Source organism: Microcoleus sp. K1-B1, assembly GCF_036704705.1.
Classification (GTDB): Bacteria; Cyanobacteriota; Cyanobacteriia; order Cyanobacteriales; family Microcoleaceae; genus Microcoleus.
The window spans coordinates 1-19,670 of sequence record NZ_JAUBSH010000009.1 but is presented as its reverse complement, the minus strand read 5'-3'; the positions used below and the strand labels follow the sequence as shown (position 1 = coordinate 19,670).

Here is a 19,670-nt window from a genome sequence, read left to right as displayed (position 1 = left end):
GGAAAATTGCTGTGGCGATAACTCATGATTGAACCCGGTGTCCCAAAATGACCGGGTTTCTCGATGTTGAGCGATCGAGCAATTTGGTCATCAGCCTGTGGATTTATCAGTGGGTCGCTTTCTTCCATCTAAAAATCTCAAATCTCAAATCTCAAATCGGGCGATCGAGCAATTTGGTCATCAGCCTGCGGATTTATCAGTGGGTCGCTTTCTTCCATCTAAAATCTCAAATCTCAAATCTCAAATCGATTGACCGATCGCTTTGTTGTGTGCTATAGTAGTTAAATGTCAAAATGCGGATATGGCGAAATTGGCAGACGCGCCAGATTTAGGTTCTGGTTCCGAAAGGAGTGAAGGTTCAAGTCCTTTTATCCGCACTACTCTCAACGCTTTGTACATCAATAGTTTCATGTTTTGTCGTCTTTAAGAACTAATTGACTGGGGTCTTTAAGAACTAATTGACTGGGGTTTATAGCACGGCCCATGAAAACCAACCTCCAAATCGGCCTCATATAGGTTGCTGTGGCATACTTGTAGACATTTTTTATATCTACCAGGTCGTACCTCCTCCGCGTATGTACTCAGCCCTTCACCTATACATCTCTGCTCTAAAACCTTTGATTGCAAGAGACTGTTGGCGAATTCACCGAGGGTGTTACCCCTCACCTCTGGGAGGAAGTATTTCCCTTCACTATTGGTAGTTAATAGCTATATGGTCAATTAGACATTTAGTCTAAACTCCAAATTTTTAGGGATGAGGGGTGAAGCCGTTTATTGATTCGCCAACAGTCTCTGTCAATACGTTATTTACAAAAACAAATGTGGCGATCGCTCTTGTGCCCCGTGAACAATTCAAAACGCTGCGCCTGCCCAAGGCAGGATTCGATTTACTCCATGAGTCCCGTGCTAATACCTTGCCTTAACGACTTTTTCTAGCTGTGCTCTGCTGCGTTAGCGAAGCTTGCCGTAGGCATCGCTTCCCTATTTTAAAACTGTCTGGAGTAAGCTGTCGCGTATTTAAATTGTATATTCAGGGCGGGCGGGACGCCCAACCCCTACTCCCCACAAGACGGGGAATTGTTTTTTAAAAGACAATTTAAATGTAGAACAGCTTATTGACTCAAAGAACATTAAATCTAAGTTGAACAATAGGACTAATCTTTTTTCTAACATTGTCTTTTTCCTGTTCCAAACTGAATAGGATGACTTGATAATCCCCTCTGTCTGGGAATTGACAGGAGATTTGGGTTATTTCTCCTTCATTATACTGACTCTGGCATCTCTTTACATTGGCTCGGTTCTCCTGTGTAAAAGGATTACTATCTGGCAAACTCCAAACTGAAAATCCTAATTTCTTCCTTTCAGCAAAGAAAGCTACAATTTTATTTTGGTATGTGGGAGGTTTTTTGACCTCAATTAAAGCTTTTCTTTGAACATTTGTTTGATACTCCATTGGGGAAATTATTTGCAACTTTTCTCTAAAAAATTTAGGTGTTAAAAGTAGCTGCTTCTCAAAGGAATCCTGGTTTTTAGGACTATGTAACAACTGCCAATCTGATTGCTGAGGGAAATGACTTGTAATCATCACTTCAGGAGGAGGCATGAGATAGTCTGCACTGTATTTGCCAGAATCGCTGTCATCCCAGGTCGTATCGACTAATTGCCAATTGTCTGCAACCTTCACTGCGTTCCAAGCATGAAGTGTCCAATCATAATTAGAGTTCAATAGCCTGCTCGTCATGGGAATTAAACCTACAGGAGCCAAGTCTCGACGAACCTTTCCTCGAATATAAACAACTTCTAAGCCGATTTCTCGCCCTAACGCCATGAAGAGATTAGCATAACCTTCGCAGACTGCTTTCCGAGTTGAAAAAACAGTTTGAGCATCTTGAGCAGGTCGTATTCCTGTTTTAAGTACATTCAAATCGTAAGTAAGTCGGCTAATAACGTAGTCATGTAATGCTTTAATTCGTAAGTAAGGATCTGATTCTTGTTGAGCAATATAATCAGCAACAGATTTAATACTTTTTTCAATATCAGGTGTCAGGCTGGTAACGATTGGGTGAAGTGTTTCATGATTTTTCCATGCCCAAGGCGAATTTAATGCAGGTGGAATGGGATTATATCTTAAGCGAGTGATGAAATCCTTAGATGAATGAGATGAATGAGTGAATAAATACGGATTCGCTTGCAGAATTATTGCTACTAGCAGTATAGCAAAAATTAGAAGAAATTTTCGGATTCTTTGCTCTAAAGCCTTTCTGTTCTTTTCTTTCAACTTGCGAGCTGCTTTGAGAAAATCACTTTCAAAATCTTGAGGCATAAAAATACCCTAGTTAAGAATAAGAGCAAATTGCTCTGTGAACCTCAATTCAATATAGCATCTCGCCCCGTTCTAATTCAAGGTCTCAATCGTAATATTATCACCCTCAACTGCTTCAATCTGAACCTTTTTTCCATCCTCTGCGCCCTCTGCGCTCTCTGCGGTTGGTTCAATCTTTCCTGCATTAACCTCAATCTTTTTCGGCTGACGTTCCGACGCAGCTTTTTGCAGCATTTTCAATTTTTCTGGGTCAGCATTCGATCGCCAAAACAACTTATGATCCTTGATTTTAACGCAATTTTCCTCCAAACACTTCACCCATTCCCGATATTTCTTAACTGCGCCCCGATCGAGAATACCTAACTTTTCTTCTTGGCGGGTGAGTTTAGCAAACTTGTCGTAATGGGGATAACTAGCAGTAACAAAAGCTTCTTTTCTAACTAAAATTGGCGGATTATACACATCTGAAAAGTCTTGATAGCTCACAGAAAGATCGCGCAAATCTATGTGCATAGAAGTGTGAAGTGCTGGATGCGGGTTAGTGTCAAAATCGGGATAAAATAAATAGGAAATCTGAGGTTTTCGAGCGTAAAATTTGATAATTGTCGCGCCGTCAAGCCTGCCAATTGTGCGGTTGGCGCAGCCTTCGTAGAGCCTGAGCAAAGGGTCTAGTTCTTCTAATGCAGAGACGTGAACTGAAAGAGTACCGGGCTGTTTGTAGCCGATCGCACTATCTTCGCAGCAGTCAGCCACAATATCAGCTTTGCTCAGACTATATAGCATTAAATCAGCCAACGTGCAAGCTTTTTGATAATTGTCAAACAAACCTTTGATATCATTGCGGATTTGAGCTGGGAGTCGGCGGATTGAAGGCCGATCGCCCAAACCGTTGAGAGCGAGATACACCAGCAAATCCTGGCGGCGCTTGTCAGCGATTTTCTCCCAATCATCGGCATCCGTTGCTTGCAAAATCACCCTCCAAGCGCGATTAAAACTGTGAAATTCCTCCTTAATCGCCGACTCTTCCGCTAATTCGCCTTTAACCGGAAGCCGACCCCGATCGCTGACAAAAGCCATCAAAGGAGCTAACATATCCGCATAATCCTCAAACCGCTTAACTTGCGATCGCACCCTGGGAGTCGATAAGTGCGATCGAAACCGAGAAGCACGAAAACCTTCACCCTCCGCAGCATCCCGAAACACAAAATAAATTCCCAAAGCTACAGGAATTGCATCAACACTCAAAACTTGGTCAATATAAACCTTCAACTCTTCCTGTTCGTAATACTTCTGAAAAGTATTGCGAGAAGTAATCACCCCATCCCCGTAAGCAATTTGACCTCGATCACTATCATCAATCAAAACTTGAGCCGCCACAACTAATAAATTCTTAGTTAATTCCCAAGCATTCAGCAAAGCTTCTCGGCGTTCCGCCAAAGATTCAATCACATTAATCACATAACCAATATTCACAATATCAGCACAAATTCGCGGAGTATCCGGCTGATAGTATGGGTCCCAACCAGAAATAGCATAACCCTCTTGTGCAATATATTTAATATCCCCGCCGTAACCGCAACCGTAATCAAAAAAAGTCGCCCCGTCCCTCACTAAATCAGCTTCTAAAACCAGACGCAGAGGTTTAGAAAGCGAATTTCGTACCATTGCAGCTTTGTGTCGCTCGATTTTAGGAATTGATAGCTCACTATTCTCCTGTTTCAAACGCTCGACAACAGTATGATCTTGGATTTCTACACCGCAATATCCCAAATATTTGAGCCAACCCTCGCGAGTGCCGATAACGCTAGTATTGTCAAGCAGCCCCCACTTTTCCTCGCAGCGAGTCAGCCTCGCAAACTTTTCGTAATGGGGATAATCCCCAGCTACAAAAGTTTCCTTACGATGCAAAACAGGAGGATTTTCGCTGTTGCTGTAATCGAAATATTTAACTTCCCCTGTTGCTAGATTAATTTGGATGCTGGTTTGCAAAGCAGGATGAGCATCTGTATCGAAATCAGGGTAAAAAAGATAAGATATTTTAGGTTGATGGAGTGAAACTTTAACTAAAGTTGCTTCATCAATATTTTCCAGAGTGCGTCTGGCACAATTTTCGTAAATTCTGAGGACAGGGTTGAGTGTCTGCAAAGCCGAAACGTGAACGTAAAAAGCCGTCGGTAATTTTTTTCCCACCTTGCTTTCCCGACAGCAGCGAGCCACTTTTGCCACCAAATTCTCAACAGAAAAGTTATTAATTTCATCGAGCGGGCACGGCACAGCATTTACATAATGTTGCTCAGCAAGAGCCTCGTTTTCGTACAATAAAACTTCTCGATCAAAAACCATCAAAGGCGTTAGCAGTTTTTCATCAATTTCTAATGAATTGCTATCTAAAATAGTGTTTGTACTGGTATCGTAATTCATAGCTAAATTAATTGTTTTTTTAATTAACCGCAGAGAACGCAGAGGACACGGAGTGAAGAAACAAACAAACAAATTTTCTCTACTATAATTTTTATATCTAGGATGCACCCTCCGTACTGTACCGCTTTATTTATTTGCCTCTTAGAAAGAGACTTCGTTTTTGTTATGGCGATTTTTATCGCCGACTACGATCGACTATGATCGAGTAAGATATTAACCAAACATTCGAGTTTCCACAAATTCTTGAACCCGGGCTAAATGACTGGACAAACTTACTAATAGGTTCTCAACCCTCTCAATATTTAACAATTCCACCTCTGGTGGTTCAGATTGAAAGCCTCGCGCTTGATGCTCCAATTGTGCGGCCAAATCCGACATCAGAGCAACTCCCACATTAGCCGAAGTTCCCTTGAGACGGTGTGCTTGATATTCCACAGCTTGCCAATCTTTAGCTTCTAGAGCTAGTTTGGCAGCAGCCATATCAGCTTGGGCGTCTGCCACAAAAGCTTGCAAAAGTCGCTCTGGCAATTTAATATTAACTCGTCCGAGTTGCTCCAATCTGCTCTTGTCGAACAGTCCGTCGTAGTCTCTATGTTCCCAAGTTTGAAGTGCGATCGCCCTTGGTGTCGGCCCAGCCACAACCTGCGTTTTTTCCACAACTTCTGTATAATTTGTTGCTAATTGAGATTTATTTTCCGAATTTATACTTTTAACTCCATACTTATTGTCACCCTGAACCTTGAGGGCTTCATACTTTTTCAGGGCCGCCGCCAAAGCATCTAAATCTACAGGTTTGCTGAGATAATCGTCCATCCCCGCCGCCAGACACTTTTCTCGTTCCCCCGGCATAGCATGAGCAGTTAAAGCCATCACAAAAGTATGCCGATCGCTTCCTTCGATTTGCCTCAACTTTTGCGCCGTTTTGTAACCATCAAGTACGGGCATTTGACAGTCCATCAGCACTAAATCATAGCTTTTTTTTGCCAGCAAATCCAGCGCTTCTTGACCGTTGACCACGCAGTCAGCCTGATAGCCTAAAACTGCCAACTGTTCGACAAGAACTTGTTGATTGATCGGGTGGTCTTCCGCCACCAAAATCCTCAGCGAGGACAGCGAATTGGGAGTAACATATTGAGAATTAACTGGTGGCAACTTGCCAGTATTAGCAGCCTCCACTCTCCCAAAATCTCCCGTTCCCTTCACCGGCGCAAGCATTGCCTCAAGCAGGCGGCTTGGTCGCACCGGCTCGATCAAATATCCATTAAAACCCCGACTGCAAAGCGATTCAGCCTTCGGCTGTTCTCGCAAACCACTCATAGCGATTAACGAGCCAACTGTCGAGGTCGATCGCACTTTCCTAGCAAATTCCTCCGCATCCAACTCCGGCATTTGCAAGTCCACCAGCACCACATCCCAGCTTTTTCCCCCCTGTCCCGAATTCTGAGAAATCCCGCCCTGGGCATTTTTCAACCAACTCCAAGCCTCAGAAGCAGTTTCTGCCTCATCGCAGCGCGCACCCCAACTTTGAGCGAGCGATCGCACCGCAGCCCTCCTCAAAGCACTTCCAGAGATTACTAACAGCTTCTTGCCCGCAAGTTCGGGATCATGAGGCTCAACTGGTAACTGTTTTTCCAAAGGTACAGTAAACCAAAAAGTAGCACCGCTACCTAGCAAACTGCGAACTCCAATGTCCCCTCCCATCATCTCCACTAACTGCTTACAAATAGCCAAACCCAAACCCGTCCCGCCGTAAGGCCTAGTAGGAGAATCGTCTACCTGAGAAAAAGATTGGAACAGCTTTGTTTGCCCTTGGGCCGAAATTCCAATGCCAGTATCCCGCACCGAAAATAGCAATCTTGCCTCTTGTCTACCGTCTGCCCGTCGGTTGCCCTGTTTCACAGTTACGTGAACTAGAACTTGACCGCTATCCGTAAATTTTATGGCATTACCCGTCAAATTCAGCAAAACTTGCTTCAATCTGCCCGAGTCGCCCACCAACTTTCTCGGCACTGAGCTATCAACTAAAATATTCAATTCAATACCTTTTTCTTCTGCCAAATGCGCTATGATTTCTATCACCGACTCCAGGCAACTATCCAAATCAAAATTAGCCTTTTCCAGTCGCATTTCTCCCGCTTCAATTTTAGAGAAATCGAGGATATCATTAATAACATTCAGCAAATGTTCAGCACTGCGGTAAATAGTCTGAGCACAGTCCCGCTGTTTCTGTTCCAGAGGAGCGCGCAGCAGCAATTGAGCCATTGCCAAAACCCCATTCATCGGAGTGCGAATTTCGTGACTCATGTTCGCCAAGAATTGCGACTTCACCCGGCTAGCTTCTAAGGCAGTTTCCCGCGCTTCCACCAACTCATTAATCTTGTCGGCAACCATCACAATTCCCCCGACTTTCTCGTCTGGATCGTACCAAGGGTGAGCAGCCCACCGCAGGTACAGAACAGAGCCGTCGGCTCGTTCCCAGGCATCTTCGCTCACAGAAACTACCTGACCTTTGAGCGCTTGTTGGTACATTACTTTCCAGCGATTCGGTGTATCGGGAAACAATTCGTAATGGCTAAAATTATTCAGAGACGGCAAGTTTAAATTAAATTGACTAACCCATTTTTTAGAATTAGCCATATAGCGCATTTGTGTATCGAACATCGCCATTGCTACAGGCACGCAAGTAATAATTTGTCTCAGTTGCTGCCGTTCCCTTTCCAGAGCATATTCCGCCTGTTTCCGCTCAGTAATGTCGCTAATCATGCCGGCCATTCGCAGCGGTTTTCCTTGGGAATTCCGCTGAGCTTTTCCCTGAGAAGTGCAGTAGCGGTAAAGACCGTTCGAGTGTAGCAGCCGGAATTCTACATTATAGTCTATTTCTTGTTCCAAGTGAGCGGCGATCGCCGCGACAATTCCCTCCTTGTCATCGGGGTGCAGGCGGTTGTATAGAGCTTCCATAGTCCTGCCAAATTGCTTTCGGGACAAACCGATAATTTCCAAAAGGCGATCGTTCCAATAAACCTCATTTTTACTTAAATCCCAATCCCAAATTCCGTCGTTCACTCCCTCTAAAACTAACCTGTATCGTTCCTCACTTTCCTTGAGCTTTTGACTGGTATGAAACGCCTGAAATTCGGCGCGGTAAACGCGCATCGCATTGGACAAACTGCGAGACAAACTTTCTGGAGAAAGCTTGTTTTTAGCGATATAATCAGAAGCTCCTGCCTTCATCAATTCCACAGCTATTTGTTCGTCGCCTTGACCTGTGAGCACAATTAAGGGAACTTTCAGCCCCGCTTCTCGTAGATGTTTTACCAAACTCAGTCCGTCTCCGTCCGGCAATCCGTAGTCTAGGAATACGCAGTCAAATTTGCACTCAAATATTTGATTTAATAGCAGCCCCTTTTCTGTCTCCTCAACCTCGCTTAAAGGTTGAGATTTATTTTGTTTGGAGAGTTTCGCTGTAGCCTGCATAGAATTTTGGCTGACCGAGAGTTGGACCAGGGCATCCGCGCAGTCTTCTGCTTCAGTAACTTCTGCAGAAACACCAGCAGACTTGAGCGAACGTTTGATCGCCATTCTATCGACTGCATCGTCATCTACTATCAGAATTGTGAGAATTTTGTCCATAACAAGCGAATTGTGGATTACTCCGAAAAAGCAGCAGTCTGGAAAAAGGAATTAAAATAACTGCCGCGCTGAAAAATCACCAAGCTACATTAAAAAATAAATTTTTTATTGAATTTTCCCTACTTTAGGGAATTTCGCTCAGCATCCAGTATCTGTTTAGGGTAGCCATCACTTCCACAAAGTTAGAAAAAGTAACAGGTTTAAGAATATAGCCCGCTACATTCAAATTATAAGCTTTTACTTTATCTCTATCTTCATTAGAAGTTGTGAGGACGATTACCGGAATCGACCTCAAACATTCATCCTGTCGCAATTCTTGCAAAAACTCGATCCCGCTCATTCTAGGCATATTCAAGTCCAGCAAAATCAATCGGCGCGCTTGAGGCATGGGAGGATCTATTTTTCCTTCTCCACGCAAAATAGCTAGAGCTTCTAATCCATTGGCAGCAATGTAGAGGGGGTTGACGATGTTATTTTTTTTGAAAGCTCGCCGGACGTTCATCACATCAACCTCATCATCTTCTACCAAGAGAATATGAATTTTTTTGTCTTGCATAAATCAGCCATTTTATAGATGTTTTTTAAGCGCCCGTTTCGTTTGCGAGGTTTAGTCAGCACGGATCGCGAACCCAGCAGGTTTAATCTCTATTGTCCTTTGTCAAGAATCATTTATGCCGGGGCCGATGACGGTATCTACCTACAGGTGTACTCGCCCCTCATTCGATTTTAGATTTTAGATTTTAGATTTTAGAGGCGACCCCACGGATAAATGCGGGGGCTTGAGGATTTTAGATTTTAGATTTTGGATTGATTCCACGGATAAATCTGGGGGCTTGTACCCTCAAGAAATTTTTGGTCAGAGAATGAGCGGTGCAGCCGAGATCCAAAAACTCGCCAATAACGCCCGATCGAGCTACGGTAAAATCTAAAACTCATCTACATTATTAATCGCCATGTCAGCCGATCGCAAACTCTACGAAGGCAAAGCCAAAATCCTCTACTCCACCGAAGACAGCGAAATTTTGCTGACCCACTTCAAAGACGACGCCACAGCCTTTAACGCCCAGAAACGCGGCAGCATCGTCGGCAAAGGCGAAATCAACTGCGCCGTATCCGCCCACCTGTTTCGGATGCTAGAAGCCAAAGGCATTCCCACCCACTTCATAGACACGCCAACCCCCAACGAAATGCGAGTCTGTCGCGTCCAAATCTTGCCCTTGGAAGTCGTAGTCAGAAACATTGCCGCCGGCAGTCTTTGCAAGCAAACCGGACTCGCCCTCGGCACAATTGTCAATCCGCCGCTGGTGGAGTTTTATTACAAAAACGACGACTTGGGAGACCCGCTGCTGACCCGCGACAGGCTGCTGCTAATGCAGCTAGCCACCCCGGAACAAGTAGACCAACTAGAAATCGCCGCCCGCGAAATTAACGAAATACTCAAAGAATTTTTCAGCCAGTGCGGCATCACCCTGGTAGACTTCAAACTAGAATTCGGTATCGACCAACATCAAAATCTGATCCTCGCCGACGAAATCAGTCCCGACACCTGCCGCCTCTGGGACAACGCAGAAGCCGACCCCGACGCCCGTGTTATGGACAAAGACCGATTCCGCCGCGACTTAGGATCGGTAGAAACCGCTTACCAGCAAGTTCTCCAACGGGTTCTCGCCCAGAAAGTCTAGAGGCCTTGGTAATGCGCTAGAATTGCACAGTTTGTCACCCTTCTGTTTTCGATGTCAGCAATCAGCGGTCAACAGTCATCAATTAGCGGTCAGCGCGAAATTCCACCGACTTATATAACTAATGACTAATGACTAATGAATAATGACTAATGTGGTGTGTGGATTGCCCAAAAAAGTGAACAAAAATGCGTTTATCTGCTGTATTGGTGGCAGTTTTTACTGCCTCAGCAACATTCGGGTTATCAAATTCTGCAAACGGCCAAACATCCTACTCTGAATCAGCAGAGGAAGCTTTGGCTGCCGCCGGGCCCTCCCCGTCGATCGAATTACCCGATCGCCCCCTTCCAGAATTAACCCAAAACCCTCCTCAAAACCGTAAAGCTGCTAAAACCAGCAAAGGGGAAGCCCTAAAAATAGCTGCGGCACCTGCCAGAGGAGAAGGCGAGGAACCCCCAAACCAAGTCACAGACCCGCCCTCCCCGGTTTCACCTCCGCTCCTTCAACTCCAACCCCAGCTAGCATCCAACCCCTCCCCCGCCTCTAGCAGTCAAAACGCCCTGCCAGAGGCACAACAGGACAGCTCGCTCCCCCCATCGGAAGCGGCGGTAACGCCCGCCTGGATCGCAGCAGAGCTAGGGAAACCAGAGGAATCAGGGACGATCGTTCAAAACGCCCAAGTTCCGACAATACCGGCCCCGACCAGACCGCCCGCTAACACGGTTCCCCCATTGCCCCCTGGCCCAGCACCGCAGCCCAGACAAGCCCCTGCACCCGCCGGGGCGGCAGAACCGCAAGTGCTAGTAGCAGAAGTTACAGTCACCGGGGCGACGGAAGACTTGGAAACCGAAATTTACCGAGTCATCAGCACCCAACCGGGACGCACAACCAACCGCAGCCAACTGCAACAAGACATCAACGCCATTTTTGCCACGGGCTTTTTCAGAAACGTGCGGGCAGTACCGGAAGACACCCCGTTGGGCGTCCGGGTGACTTTTATTGTGCAGCCAAATCCGGTGCTGCGGGGAGTGACAATCACCGGTCAGCAAGTGCTGCCCCAAAGCGTAATTGACGAAAGCTTCCGCGATCAATACGGCAAAATTCTCAACCTCCGCCGCTTTGAAGAGGGAGTGAAAAAAATTAATGCGTGGTATCAAGAGAACGGCTATGTTTTGGGCCAAATCACTGATGCCCCGCAAGTAGCAGACGACGGCACTGTCACCCTGGTAGTGGCAGAAGGCCAGATCGAATCCGTTGATGTCCGCTTCCTGAACAAGGAGGGAGAGGCAACAGATGCTAGGGGTCAGCCGATCGGAGGCAACACCCGTCAGTTTGTCATCACCCGCGAAGTAGAACTCAAGCCCGGAGACATCTTTAACCGCACCAAGGCGGAAAGGGATTTGAGACGGGTGTTTGGTTTGGGAATTTTTGAAGACGTGCGGCTTGCCTTGGAACCGGGAACGACTGACCCCCGCAAGGCAAGGGTAATTGTCAACGTCATCGAGAAAAATACCGGTTCTCTGGCGGCGGGTGCGGGTTTGAGTTCCGCGACGGGTTTGTTCGGTACGCTGAGTTACCAGCAGCAAAACTTGAGAGGTAGGAACCAGAAATTGGGGGCTGAAGTACAAATCGGGGAACGCCAAAATCTGTTTGACGTGAGTTTTACCGACCCCTGGATTGCGGGCGATCCTTACCGGACTTCTTATACGATTAATGTGTTTAGAAGACGATCGATCAGCGTGATTTTTGACGGCGGCGAACGGGAAGTCAGATTGCCCAACGACGATCGACCCCGCATCAATCGCACCGGGGCCGGCATCAATTTCACCCGTCCTCTGTCGCGCAATCCTTTTGCCGATCCTGAGTGGACTGCTTCACTAGGTTTGCAGTACCAGCGAGTCTCAATTACCGATCGCAAAGGCCGTCGCGAGTCCGAAGACGAACTCGGCAACCTGTTAAGTTTTAGCGATTCGGGTTCGGATGACTTGACAACTTTGCAAGCAGGTGTTGTACGCGATCGGCGCAACGACCCCCTCCGCCCCACTAGCGGTTCCCTGCTCAGATTTGGCATGGAACAATCGATTCCTGTCGGTTCCGGCAGCATCCTCTTAAACCGTCTGCGGGCCAGCTACAGCTTGTACCTACCAGTCAAGTACACTAACTTTACCGCCGGCCCTCAAACTCTGGCATTCAGTTTTAGGGGCGGTACCGTATTCGGAGATTTGCCTCCCTACGAAGCCTTTGCCTTGGGCGGCGCCAACTCGGTGCGCGGGTACGCCGAAGGCGACCTGGGAGCCGGCCGCAGTTTCCTAGAAGCCAGCGTTGAGTACCGTTTCCCGATTATTTCGTTTATCGGCGGAGCACTATTTTTGGATGCTGGCACTGACTTTGGCACAGGCAAAGATGTCCCAGGCGACCCTGCAGGTATCCGCGAAAAGCCCGGTAGCGGTTACGGTTACGGTCTCGGCGTGCGGGTTCAATCTCCTTTAGGGCCGATCCGGATCGATTACGGTATCAACGACACCGGCGACAATCAAATTCACTTTGGGATTGGTGAGCGATTCTAATTGGGCATTGGGCATTGGGCATTGGGCATTGGCCAAACAGGACATGGGAAATTGGGCATTGGACACTCGTACTGAGCGTAGTCGAAGTATTGGGCATTGGACATTTAGAATTGGTAATTGGTAGTAATTAACTAATAACTAATAACTAATAACCAATAACCAATAACCAATAACCAATAACCAATAACCAATAACCAATAACCAATAACCAATAACCAATTCCCTGTTTGGCCCATGCCCAATTCCCAATTCCCAATAACTAATGACTCAACGTACCTTAAAATCTGAATTTGAACTGTCGGGAATCGGTTTGCACAGCGGCGAACAGACTCACGTCCGAGTTTTGCCGGCGTCGGTTGGGGAAGGCCGCTATTTTGTCAGAATTGACTTGCCTGGTGCTCCGATAATTCCTGCAAAAATTGAGGCGGTTTGCCAGACTGCACTTTCAACGGAACTGGCCGGTATCGATGCTCAAATTCGCACTGTAGAGCATTTATTAGCAGCTTTGGCGGGGATGGGAGCGGATAATGCTCGAATAGAGGTTGATGGGCCGGAAGTGCCGCTGCTGGACGGTTCGGCTCAGGTTTGGGTAGAGGCGATCGCCCATATCGGCTTAGTGCCTCAAGAATCGAAGCAAGACCCCACTTCCTCCTTCGTCGTCGTAGAACAGCCAATTTGGGTGCGCCACGGGGATGCTTTTGCAGCGGCTTTACCCTCAGCCGAAACTCGATTTAGTTACGGAATTGATTTTGAGGAACAGGCGATCGGCAATCAATGGTACAGTTGGTCGCCAGAGGCAGAAAGTTTTGCGACGGCGATCGCCCCAGCCCGCACTTTTGGACTTGCTCGCCAAGTTGACCAATTGCGACAAGCAGGTTTGATCAAAGGTGGTACCCTAGAGAACGCCCTAGTTTGCGATCGATCCGGCTGGCTCAACCCGCCTTTGAGATTTGCCAACGAACCAGTGCGCCATAAAATCCTAGACCTAGCAGGCGACCTCAGTCTGCTCGGAACTTGGCCAAAAGCTCACTACTTGGCTTACAAAGCCAGTCACAACCTGCACGTCCAACTCGCCCAAGCCCTGAAATCGGAAGCTCTAGCTACCCTAGATAAAAGTTAGGAAAAAACAGGTGATCTTCTGTTAAGATTGCATCTTCCTTCTTCATTCTGCCTTCTGCAATACCACACTCAAAAGTCTTCAAGCAATGTCTACGCTGACTGAAGTTAACACCCTAAATACTGCTAATTCTGAATCCGTCTCCACCAAAAACGGTGAAGATTCTCCAGCGGTTAAATCTACTTTTACTCTCGAAGAAGTTCAGAAATTATTGCCTCATCGCTATCCTTTTGCACTGGTTGACAAGATTGTTGATTACGTGCCGTCCGAGAAGGCTGTAGGAATTAAAAATGTGACTTTCAACGAACCGCATTTTCAAGGGCATTTTCCCGGACGGCCGATTATGCCTGGAGTATTAATTGTCGAAGCAATGGCTCAAGTTGGCGGTATTGTTCTGGCTCAGTTGCCCGACATCAAGCAAGGATTGTGGATGTTTACCGGAATTGATCAAGTCAAGTTCCGTCGTCAGGTTGTACCGGGCGATCAGTTGCTGATGACTGTAGAATTGCTGTGGGTAAAACGCCGCCGCTTCGCAAAAATGCAGGCTCTGGCTGAAGTAGACGGACAAAAAGTTTGTGAAGGGGAATTGACGTTTTCGATGGTAGATTAAGTTGGTGATTGGTGATTGGTGATTGGTGATTGGTGATTGGTGATGTGTTATTTGGGAATTTCTCTCTATTCCTGATAACCAATGACAATTGACAATTGACAAGGGACTACTGATACTAAATCCTGGTTTGTTACTCCTTGATGATTCGGCGATTGAAATCGCTACTACACAAACGAAGTCCGCCGCGGACTAAGAAATAAACGGGGTATTTAAGCTTGATTTTGTATGAAAACTGAAAACTGAAAACTGAAAACTGACTAATAAAAAATGCTTACTTTGATTCACCCAACTGCTGTGATTCATCCCCGCGCTGAACTTCACCCGACTGTAGAAGTGGGAGCTTATGCTGTAATTGGGGAAAGAGTGAAAATCGGGCCGGAGACTAAGATTGGCGCTCATGCAATTATCGACGGGCTAACAGAAATAGGCGCTCGCAATCAAATTTTCCCCGGTGCGGCGATTGGTTTGGAACCTCAAGATTTGAAATACGAGGGTTCTCTGACTAGGGTGAAAATTGGCGACAACAATCTCATTCGGGAATACGTGACAATTAACCGCGCTACTGGAGCGGGGGAAAGCACGACTATTGGCAATCATAATCTATTGATGGCTTATGTTCATGTGGGACACAATTGCGCGATCGCCGATCGAGTAATTATCGCCAATGCTGTAGCCTTAGCCGGACACGTTAAAATCGAGTCTCAAGCCCGCTTGAGCGGTGTTTTGGGCGTTCACCAGTTTGTCCACATCGGCCGCTTGTCTATGGTGGGTGGCTTGAGCAGGATCGATCGAGATGTGCCTCCTTATATGCTAGTCGAGGGGAATCCTTCGAGAGTGCGAGCAATCAACAAAATAGGGCTCGAACGCGCCGGTTTTACCGCAGAAGATTTGCTGGTTTTGAAGAAAACTTTTCGTATTTTATACCGTTCTGGCTACACTCTAGATCGAGCTTTGGAACAGTTGGATTTGTTGCCGGAAAACCCCCACTTGCAGCACCTGCAGAGATTTGTGCAGCAGTCTATAACCAAAGGGCGGCGCGGTTTGATTCCTGGCAAAAAGTGAATGAGGCTTATATTAATTCTTTCAGGCCAGAAGAATTAGTATTATTGAACCGCGAAGACGCGAAGGAAACGAAGGCAGAAGTAGAAGAAGTAGAAGAAGAAAGCTGTAGGGTGCGTCAGTCACCACCTAGAGGTAACTCAAAGACTTTTTAGTCTGACGCACCTTACCGATGATATTGAGGAGTTTATGAAAATTTTTATTAGCACTGGTGAAGTTTCTGGGGATTTGCAAGGATCGTTGTTAGTTGCAGCCTTAAAACGTCACGCTGTCGCCGCTGGTTTGGAGTTAGAAATAACAGGATTGGGCGGCCCTCGTATGGCGGAAGCTGGTGCTACTATTTTAGGCGATACTGTGGGCATTGGTTCTATGGGCCTTATAGAATCTGTGCCCTATATTTTGCCCACGATCAAAGTTCAGCAAAAAGCTAAACAATATCTCAAAAACTTTCGCCCCGATGTTGTTGTATTGATTGATTATTTGACTCCAAATCTCGGTATTGGCAGCTATATCCGCCGCTGTTTGCCTGATTTGCCGGTGGTTTGGTACATCGCACCTCAAGAATGGGTTTGGTCGATTTCTCCTCGCAATACTGATCTGATTGTCAGTATTTGCGACCAACTTTTGGCAATTTTCCCAGAGGAAGCTTGTTATTATCAAAAAAAAGGAGCCGAAGTGAGTTGGGTTGGTCATCCTTTGGTGGATAGAATGCAATCTGCGCCCAGCCGGGAAGTTGCCCGCAAAACTTTGGGAATTGTTCCGGAACAGGTGTCGATCGCCCTAATTCCCGCTTCTAGACACCAAGAACTCAAGTACCTGATGCCGGTTATATTTGAGGCAGCTCAAATTATTCAAGCTAAATTGCCGGAAGTTCATTTTTGGATTCCGCTTGCTAACCAAGCTTTTCGCAGCAAAATTGAACAGGCGATCAAGAATTACGGTTTGCGGGCTACTTTGTTAGAAAATCAAACTCTGGAAATCTTGGCTGCTGCCGATCTGGCGATCGCTAAATCTGGTACTGTTAATCTGGAGCTAGCTTTGCTCGACGTTCCGCAAGTTGTCGCCTACCGCGTCAGTCCGATTACGGCTGTTATTGCTCGCCACGTGCTGAAATTTTCGATTCCTTTTATGTCTCCGCCCAATTTGGTGCAAATGAAGCCGATCGTCCCGGAGTTGCTGCAAGACGAGGCGACTGCGGAAAATATAGTGAATCACGCACTGGAATTGCTGCAAAATGCCGATCGACGCCAGCAAACTTTGGCAGGTTATCGGGAAATGCGCGAAAGTCTCGGAGATGTGGGTGTGTGCGATCGGGCCGCTGCGGAAATAATGAAAAATGTCAAATTAAATACAGCAAATTAAAGCATTTTTTGTATTTAAAAGTTATGTATAAACCCGGTTACTTTGTGGCTGGATCGTGGACAAACCCACGATTTATTACCAGAAACGCGGTGGATTTCCTTAATTTCTATTAAAGCAACTTTGTTATTGAAATGTTATGCCAAGCAATCGGAAAAAGCGACCGATCGCTGTTGATTTATTTGCCGGCGCGGGCGGCATGACCCTGGGCTTTGAACAAGCAGGGTTTGATGTACTTGCATCAGTTGAAATTGACCCTATTCACTGCGCCACACACGAGTTTAATTTCCCGCTGTGTTCTATTCTGTGCAAAGATGTCACAGCGCTTACAGGCTCAGAAATTCGGAAAAAATCGGCGATCGGGCGGCGCGAGATAGACGTAGTAATCAGTGGTTCGCCCTGTCAAGGATTCTCCATGATGGGTAAGCGCGATGTGGACGACCCGCGAAATTCTCTAATTTTTCACTTTCAGCGCTTAGTTTTGGAGCTAAAACCAAAGTTTTTTGTAATGGAAAATGTGCCGGGGATTGCATCAGGAGAACACAAAGAACTCTTGAATGTTTTAATTAGCTCTTTTCTGAAACGTGGCTATAAAGTAGAAGAAAATTATCAAGTTCTCAACGCTGTTCACTATGGAGTGCCGCAAGCTCGCAAACGATTGTTTTTGATTGGGTGCAAAGAAGGTTATGAGCTACCCAAATACCCTCAGCAAACTACTATACTGCCCAAAATTAAAATTCCTAAACGCTATAAAAAAATTAATTTACCTGCTGTCCCGACAGTTTGGGATGCGATTGGAGATTTGCCGGATGTGGAAAAGTACAGCGAGTTGCTGCACCGAGATTGGGTAATGGCGGAGTACGGAAAGTGCAGCAATTATGCGAGTATAATGCGCGGAATTGATGGTTTGGATGATGATTATTCCTACGATCGCGAGTACGATCGACAAATCCTCTCTTGTAGTTTGCGAACTAAACATTCTCAGGAATGTATGGAAAGGTTTCAGGCGGCCAAACACGGCGAAAAAGAGCCGATCAGCCGTTTTTACAAGCTTCACCCCCAGGGAGTTTGCAACACTCTCAGGGCGGGAACCGACAGGGCGAGGGGGGCTTATACTTCGCCGAGGCCGATTCACCCGATCGCCCCTCGGTGCATTACAGTCAGAGAAGCTGCGCGACTGCATTCTTATCCTGACTGGTTTAGATTTCACGTTACAAAATGGCACGGTTTTCGCCAAGTCGGAAATTCTGTACCGCCACTATTGGCGAAAGCTGTCGCAGCGCAGATTATTAGGGCTTTGGGCGTGACAGCCATTAAGCCAAGTCTCAAGCTGACATGGGGAGATGATTCGTTGCTTAAACTGAATTGGTCGGAAGCAGAACAATATTATCTAAAAAGTTAAGAATTAGATTTACAGCGTATATGCAGCGCTACCTCCAATTAAGCGCGGGTTTAGCGTCGCCTGTATCAGTGAACACACTTCGATAACCAGCACGAGATGTCCCCAGTAGTTAAACAAACCGGGAATGTATTCCGGCGCGCTGTGAAGTTTTTGCAAGGTAAAAGTGGGAACTATTTCGACTACTGGCCTGCAATCCAAGGCGTAGCATCCTATACATAAAATAGCCAAATAAACATCTGGATATCAGAGGATTTTTGAGATTGTGAAAGTCTGCCGGAAAACATTTTGATAAATTTCGCTGAGTTTTGCAACAATTACGAGTCTTTGGGAATTCTAGAGCTATTGTGTAAAAAGTGTATTTTCAGGAGACTCAAATACTATGGGTTGGTTTAAAAGACTGTTCGGACTCGAAAAGCCTGCACCCCAGGCTGAACCGATGGCACAAGTAGTACAGCAAGCAGCCCAAGCGCAATCCATCGCTCCTGCTAAAGTCGGCCCAGACGGAAATTTTGACGAAAGCGGCCTCGCTAAGCGGGTGGCTTTAGCTTTTGACGCCGATGCAGAAGTTGCTGATATCGAGACTGTTTATGTGGCTCAGCTCAGCAGCACGGTTGTTCTCAAAGGTCAAGTTCCCAGTCAGGAAATTCTCGACAAGTTGGTGGCGATCGCCTCTGCTGAAGAAGGTGCCACAAACGTGCAAACCGATCAGGTGACAGTCGGCTAGTTCTTCGGAACCGCAGCAGTTTCGCTCCGGGTGCTGCTCGAATTAGTCAAAAACTCGATTAAACCCGCTGCGGCGGGTTTTTTCTTGCCGTCTCTCCCTCAAAATATTAATTTTTGTAAAAAAAAGCGATTTATCTAAAAAAACAGTATAATTGAATACAGAAACTAAAAATGTTTTAGCGAAAAAAACCAAAGCTGACCTGATTGCCCTTTTTATCTCGATAAATATAAGGATCAAAAAATATGAAACTCACTTATCGCGGTTCAAACTACGAGTACGACATTCCGACAGTCGATATGATCGAAGGGGAAGTCGCAGGCAAATATCGGGGTCAAAACTGGAACTATCGGTATCCGAGACACATTCCCAACCCCAGAAAATACGGCGGCCCAAACCATACCAAAAAGCGAGATGCTCAAGCTGGCGATGTCGCAGCAGCTCGCGCCTCAGGGGCGGTGGATTATTACCCAACAGTTGTGGAAGTGGCGCAAGTCCATCAGGCGAATATTTGCAATATTCTCGATCGTAGAAAGGAAGCAGCCAAAGCCAAGGGCGATGAAACACTGCTGCGCTTGCTAGAAATTGAGTCGAGACAGATGGTCTGTTAGAGAAAAAGCTTCAGAAAACAAAGCGTTTGTCAAGAGGGGGGAAATCGAGTTAAGCTCAATTTCCCCCTTCTTCCCATAAAGCAATTTTTAGCTAAGGATCGCGAATTAAATAACTTACAATTTTAATTGTTATTGTGGGATGGGCGTCCCGCCCGTCCAAAAAGGACGGGC

Annotated in this window: 15 protein-coding genes and 1 tRNA gene; 12 read left to right on the top strand and 4 right to left on the bottom strand. The window is 46.3% G+C overall.

The annotated features are described in order from the left end of the window. Window positions 1-47 precede the first annotated feature (47 nt). Both QUA83_RS04970 and QUA83_RS04965 read left to right on the top strand, forming a co-directional pair. Entirely contained in the window at window positions 48-278 is a 231-nt protein-coding gene (locus QUA83_RS04970) for a hypothetical protein (RefSeq protein ID WP_333291921.1), read from the top strand. A gap of 17 nt (window positions 279-295) precedes the next feature. After that, window positions 296-377, top strand: a tRNA-Leu gene (locus QUA83_RS04965). 743 nt (window positions 378-1,120) lie between these two features. Here QUA83_RS04965 and QUA83_RS04960 read toward each other — a convergent pair. The 4 genes from QUA83_RS04960 to QUA83_RS04945 all read right to left on the bottom strand — a co-directional run bounded on the left by QUA83_RS04960 (window position 1,121) and on the right by QUA83_RS04945 (window position 8,930). Further along, window positions 1,121-2,323 carry a transglutaminase domain-containing protein gene (locus QUA83_RS04960; RefSeq protein ID WP_333291920.1) on the bottom strand — a complete coding sequence of 401 codons (1,203 nt, stop codon included), beginning with the start codon at window positions 2,321-2,323 and terminating at the stop codon, window positions 1,121-1,123. 72 nt (window positions 2,324-2,395) lie between these two features. After that, entirely contained in the window at window positions 2,396-4,744 is a 2,349-nt protein-coding gene (locus QUA83_RS04955; protein ID WP_333291919.1) for a DNA phosphorothioation-associated putative methyltransferase, read from the bottom strand. Between the two features lie 213 nt (window positions 4,745-4,957). Then, window positions 4,958-8,374 (bottom strand): response regulator, encoded by a 3,417-nt coding sequence (locus tag QUA83_RS04950; protein ID WP_333291918.1) that lies wholly within the window; start codon window positions 8,372-8,374, stop codon window positions 4,958-4,960. 124 nt (window positions 8,375-8,498) lie between these two features. After that, the gene (locus QUA83_RS04945) at window positions 8,499-8,930 is read right to left on the bottom strand and encodes a response regulator (RefSeq protein ID WP_333291917.1); all 432 of its coding nucleotides are present in this window, start codon (window positions 8,928-8,930) and stop codon (window positions 8,499-8,501) included. A 397-nt stretch (window positions 8,931-9,327) separates the two neighbouring features. On the opposite strand from QUA83_RS04945, the gene purC reads away from it, so the two are divergent. The 10 genes from purC to QUA83_RS04895 all read left to right on the top strand — a co-directional run bounded on the left by purC (window position 9,328) and on the right by QUA83_RS04895 (window position 19,499). Next, the gene (gene purC, locus QUA83_RS04940; protein WP_333291916.1) at window positions 9,328-10,056 is read left to right on the top strand and encodes a phosphoribosylaminoimidazolesuccinocarboxamide synthase; all 729 of its coding nucleotides are present in this window, start codon (window positions 9,328-9,330) and stop codon (window positions 10,054-10,056) included. A 185-nt stretch (window positions 10,057-10,241) separates the two neighbouring features. Then, on the top strand, window positions 10,242-12,620 hold the full coding sequence (locus QUA83_RS04935; RefSeq protein ID WP_333291915.1) for a BamA/TamA family outer membrane protein: 2,379 nt from the start codon (window positions 10,242-10,244) through the stop codon (window positions 12,618-12,620). A 262-nt stretch (window positions 12,621-12,882) separates the two neighbouring features. Next, window positions 12,883-13,740 carry a UDP-3-O-acyl-N-acetylglucosamine deacetylase gene (gene lpxC / locus QUA83_RS04930; RefSeq protein WP_333291914.1) on the top strand — a complete coding sequence of 286 codons (858 nt, stop codon included), beginning with the start codon at window positions 12,883-12,885 and terminating at the stop codon, window positions 13,738-13,740. Between the two features lie 85 nt (window positions 13,741-13,825). Next, complete coding sequence (fabZ, locus tag QUA83_RS04925; protein WP_333163518.1) at window positions 13,826-14,347, top strand: 3-hydroxyacyl-ACP dehydratase FabZ; 522 nt, start codon at window positions 13,826-13,828, stop codon at window positions 14,345-14,347. A 267-nt stretch (window positions 14,348-14,614) separates the two neighbouring features. Then, entirely contained in the window at window positions 14,615-15,409 is a 795-nt protein-coding gene (gene lpxA / locus QUA83_RS04920; protein WP_333291913.1) for an acyl-ACP--UDP-N-acetylglucosamine O-acyltransferase, read from the top strand. Then, window positions 15,406-15,561: a hypothetical protein gene (locus tag QUA83_RS04915; RefSeq protein ID WP_333291912.1), complete on the top strand. Its 156-nt coding sequence runs from the start codon at window positions 15,406-15,408 to the stop codon at window positions 15,559-15,561. The genes lpxA and QUA83_RS04915 overlap by 4 nt, the downstream gene beginning before the upstream one ends. Window positions 15,562-15,595: 34 nt before the next feature. After that, the gene (lpxB, locus tag QUA83_RS04910) at window positions 15,596-16,768 is read left to right on the top strand and encodes a lipid-A-disaccharide synthase (RefSeq protein ID WP_333291911.1); all 1,173 of its coding nucleotides are present in this window, start codon (window positions 15,596-15,598) and stop codon (window positions 16,766-16,768) included. A 136-nt stretch (window positions 16,769-16,904) separates the two neighbouring features. Then, window positions 16,905-18,167, top strand: coding sequence for a DNA cytosine methyltransferase (locus QUA83_RS04905; protein WP_333291910.1), 1,263 nt, complete (start codon window positions 16,905-16,907; stop codon window positions 18,165-18,167). A gap of 379 nt (window positions 18,168-18,546) precedes the next feature. Further along, window positions 18,547-18,891 carry a BON domain-containing protein gene (locus QUA83_RS04900; protein ID WP_333082559.1) on the top strand — a complete coding sequence of 115 codons (345 nt, stop codon included), beginning with the start codon at window positions 18,547-18,549 and terminating at the stop codon, window positions 18,889-18,891. Window positions 18,892-19,133: 242 nt separating this feature from the next. After that, window positions 19,134-19,499 carry a DUF4278 domain-containing protein gene (locus tag QUA83_RS04895; RefSeq protein WP_333291909.1) on the top strand — a complete coding sequence of 122 codons (366 nt, stop codon included), beginning with the start codon at window positions 19,134-19,136 and terminating at the stop codon, window positions 19,497-19,499. Window positions 19,500-19,670 lie beyond the last annotated feature (171 nt).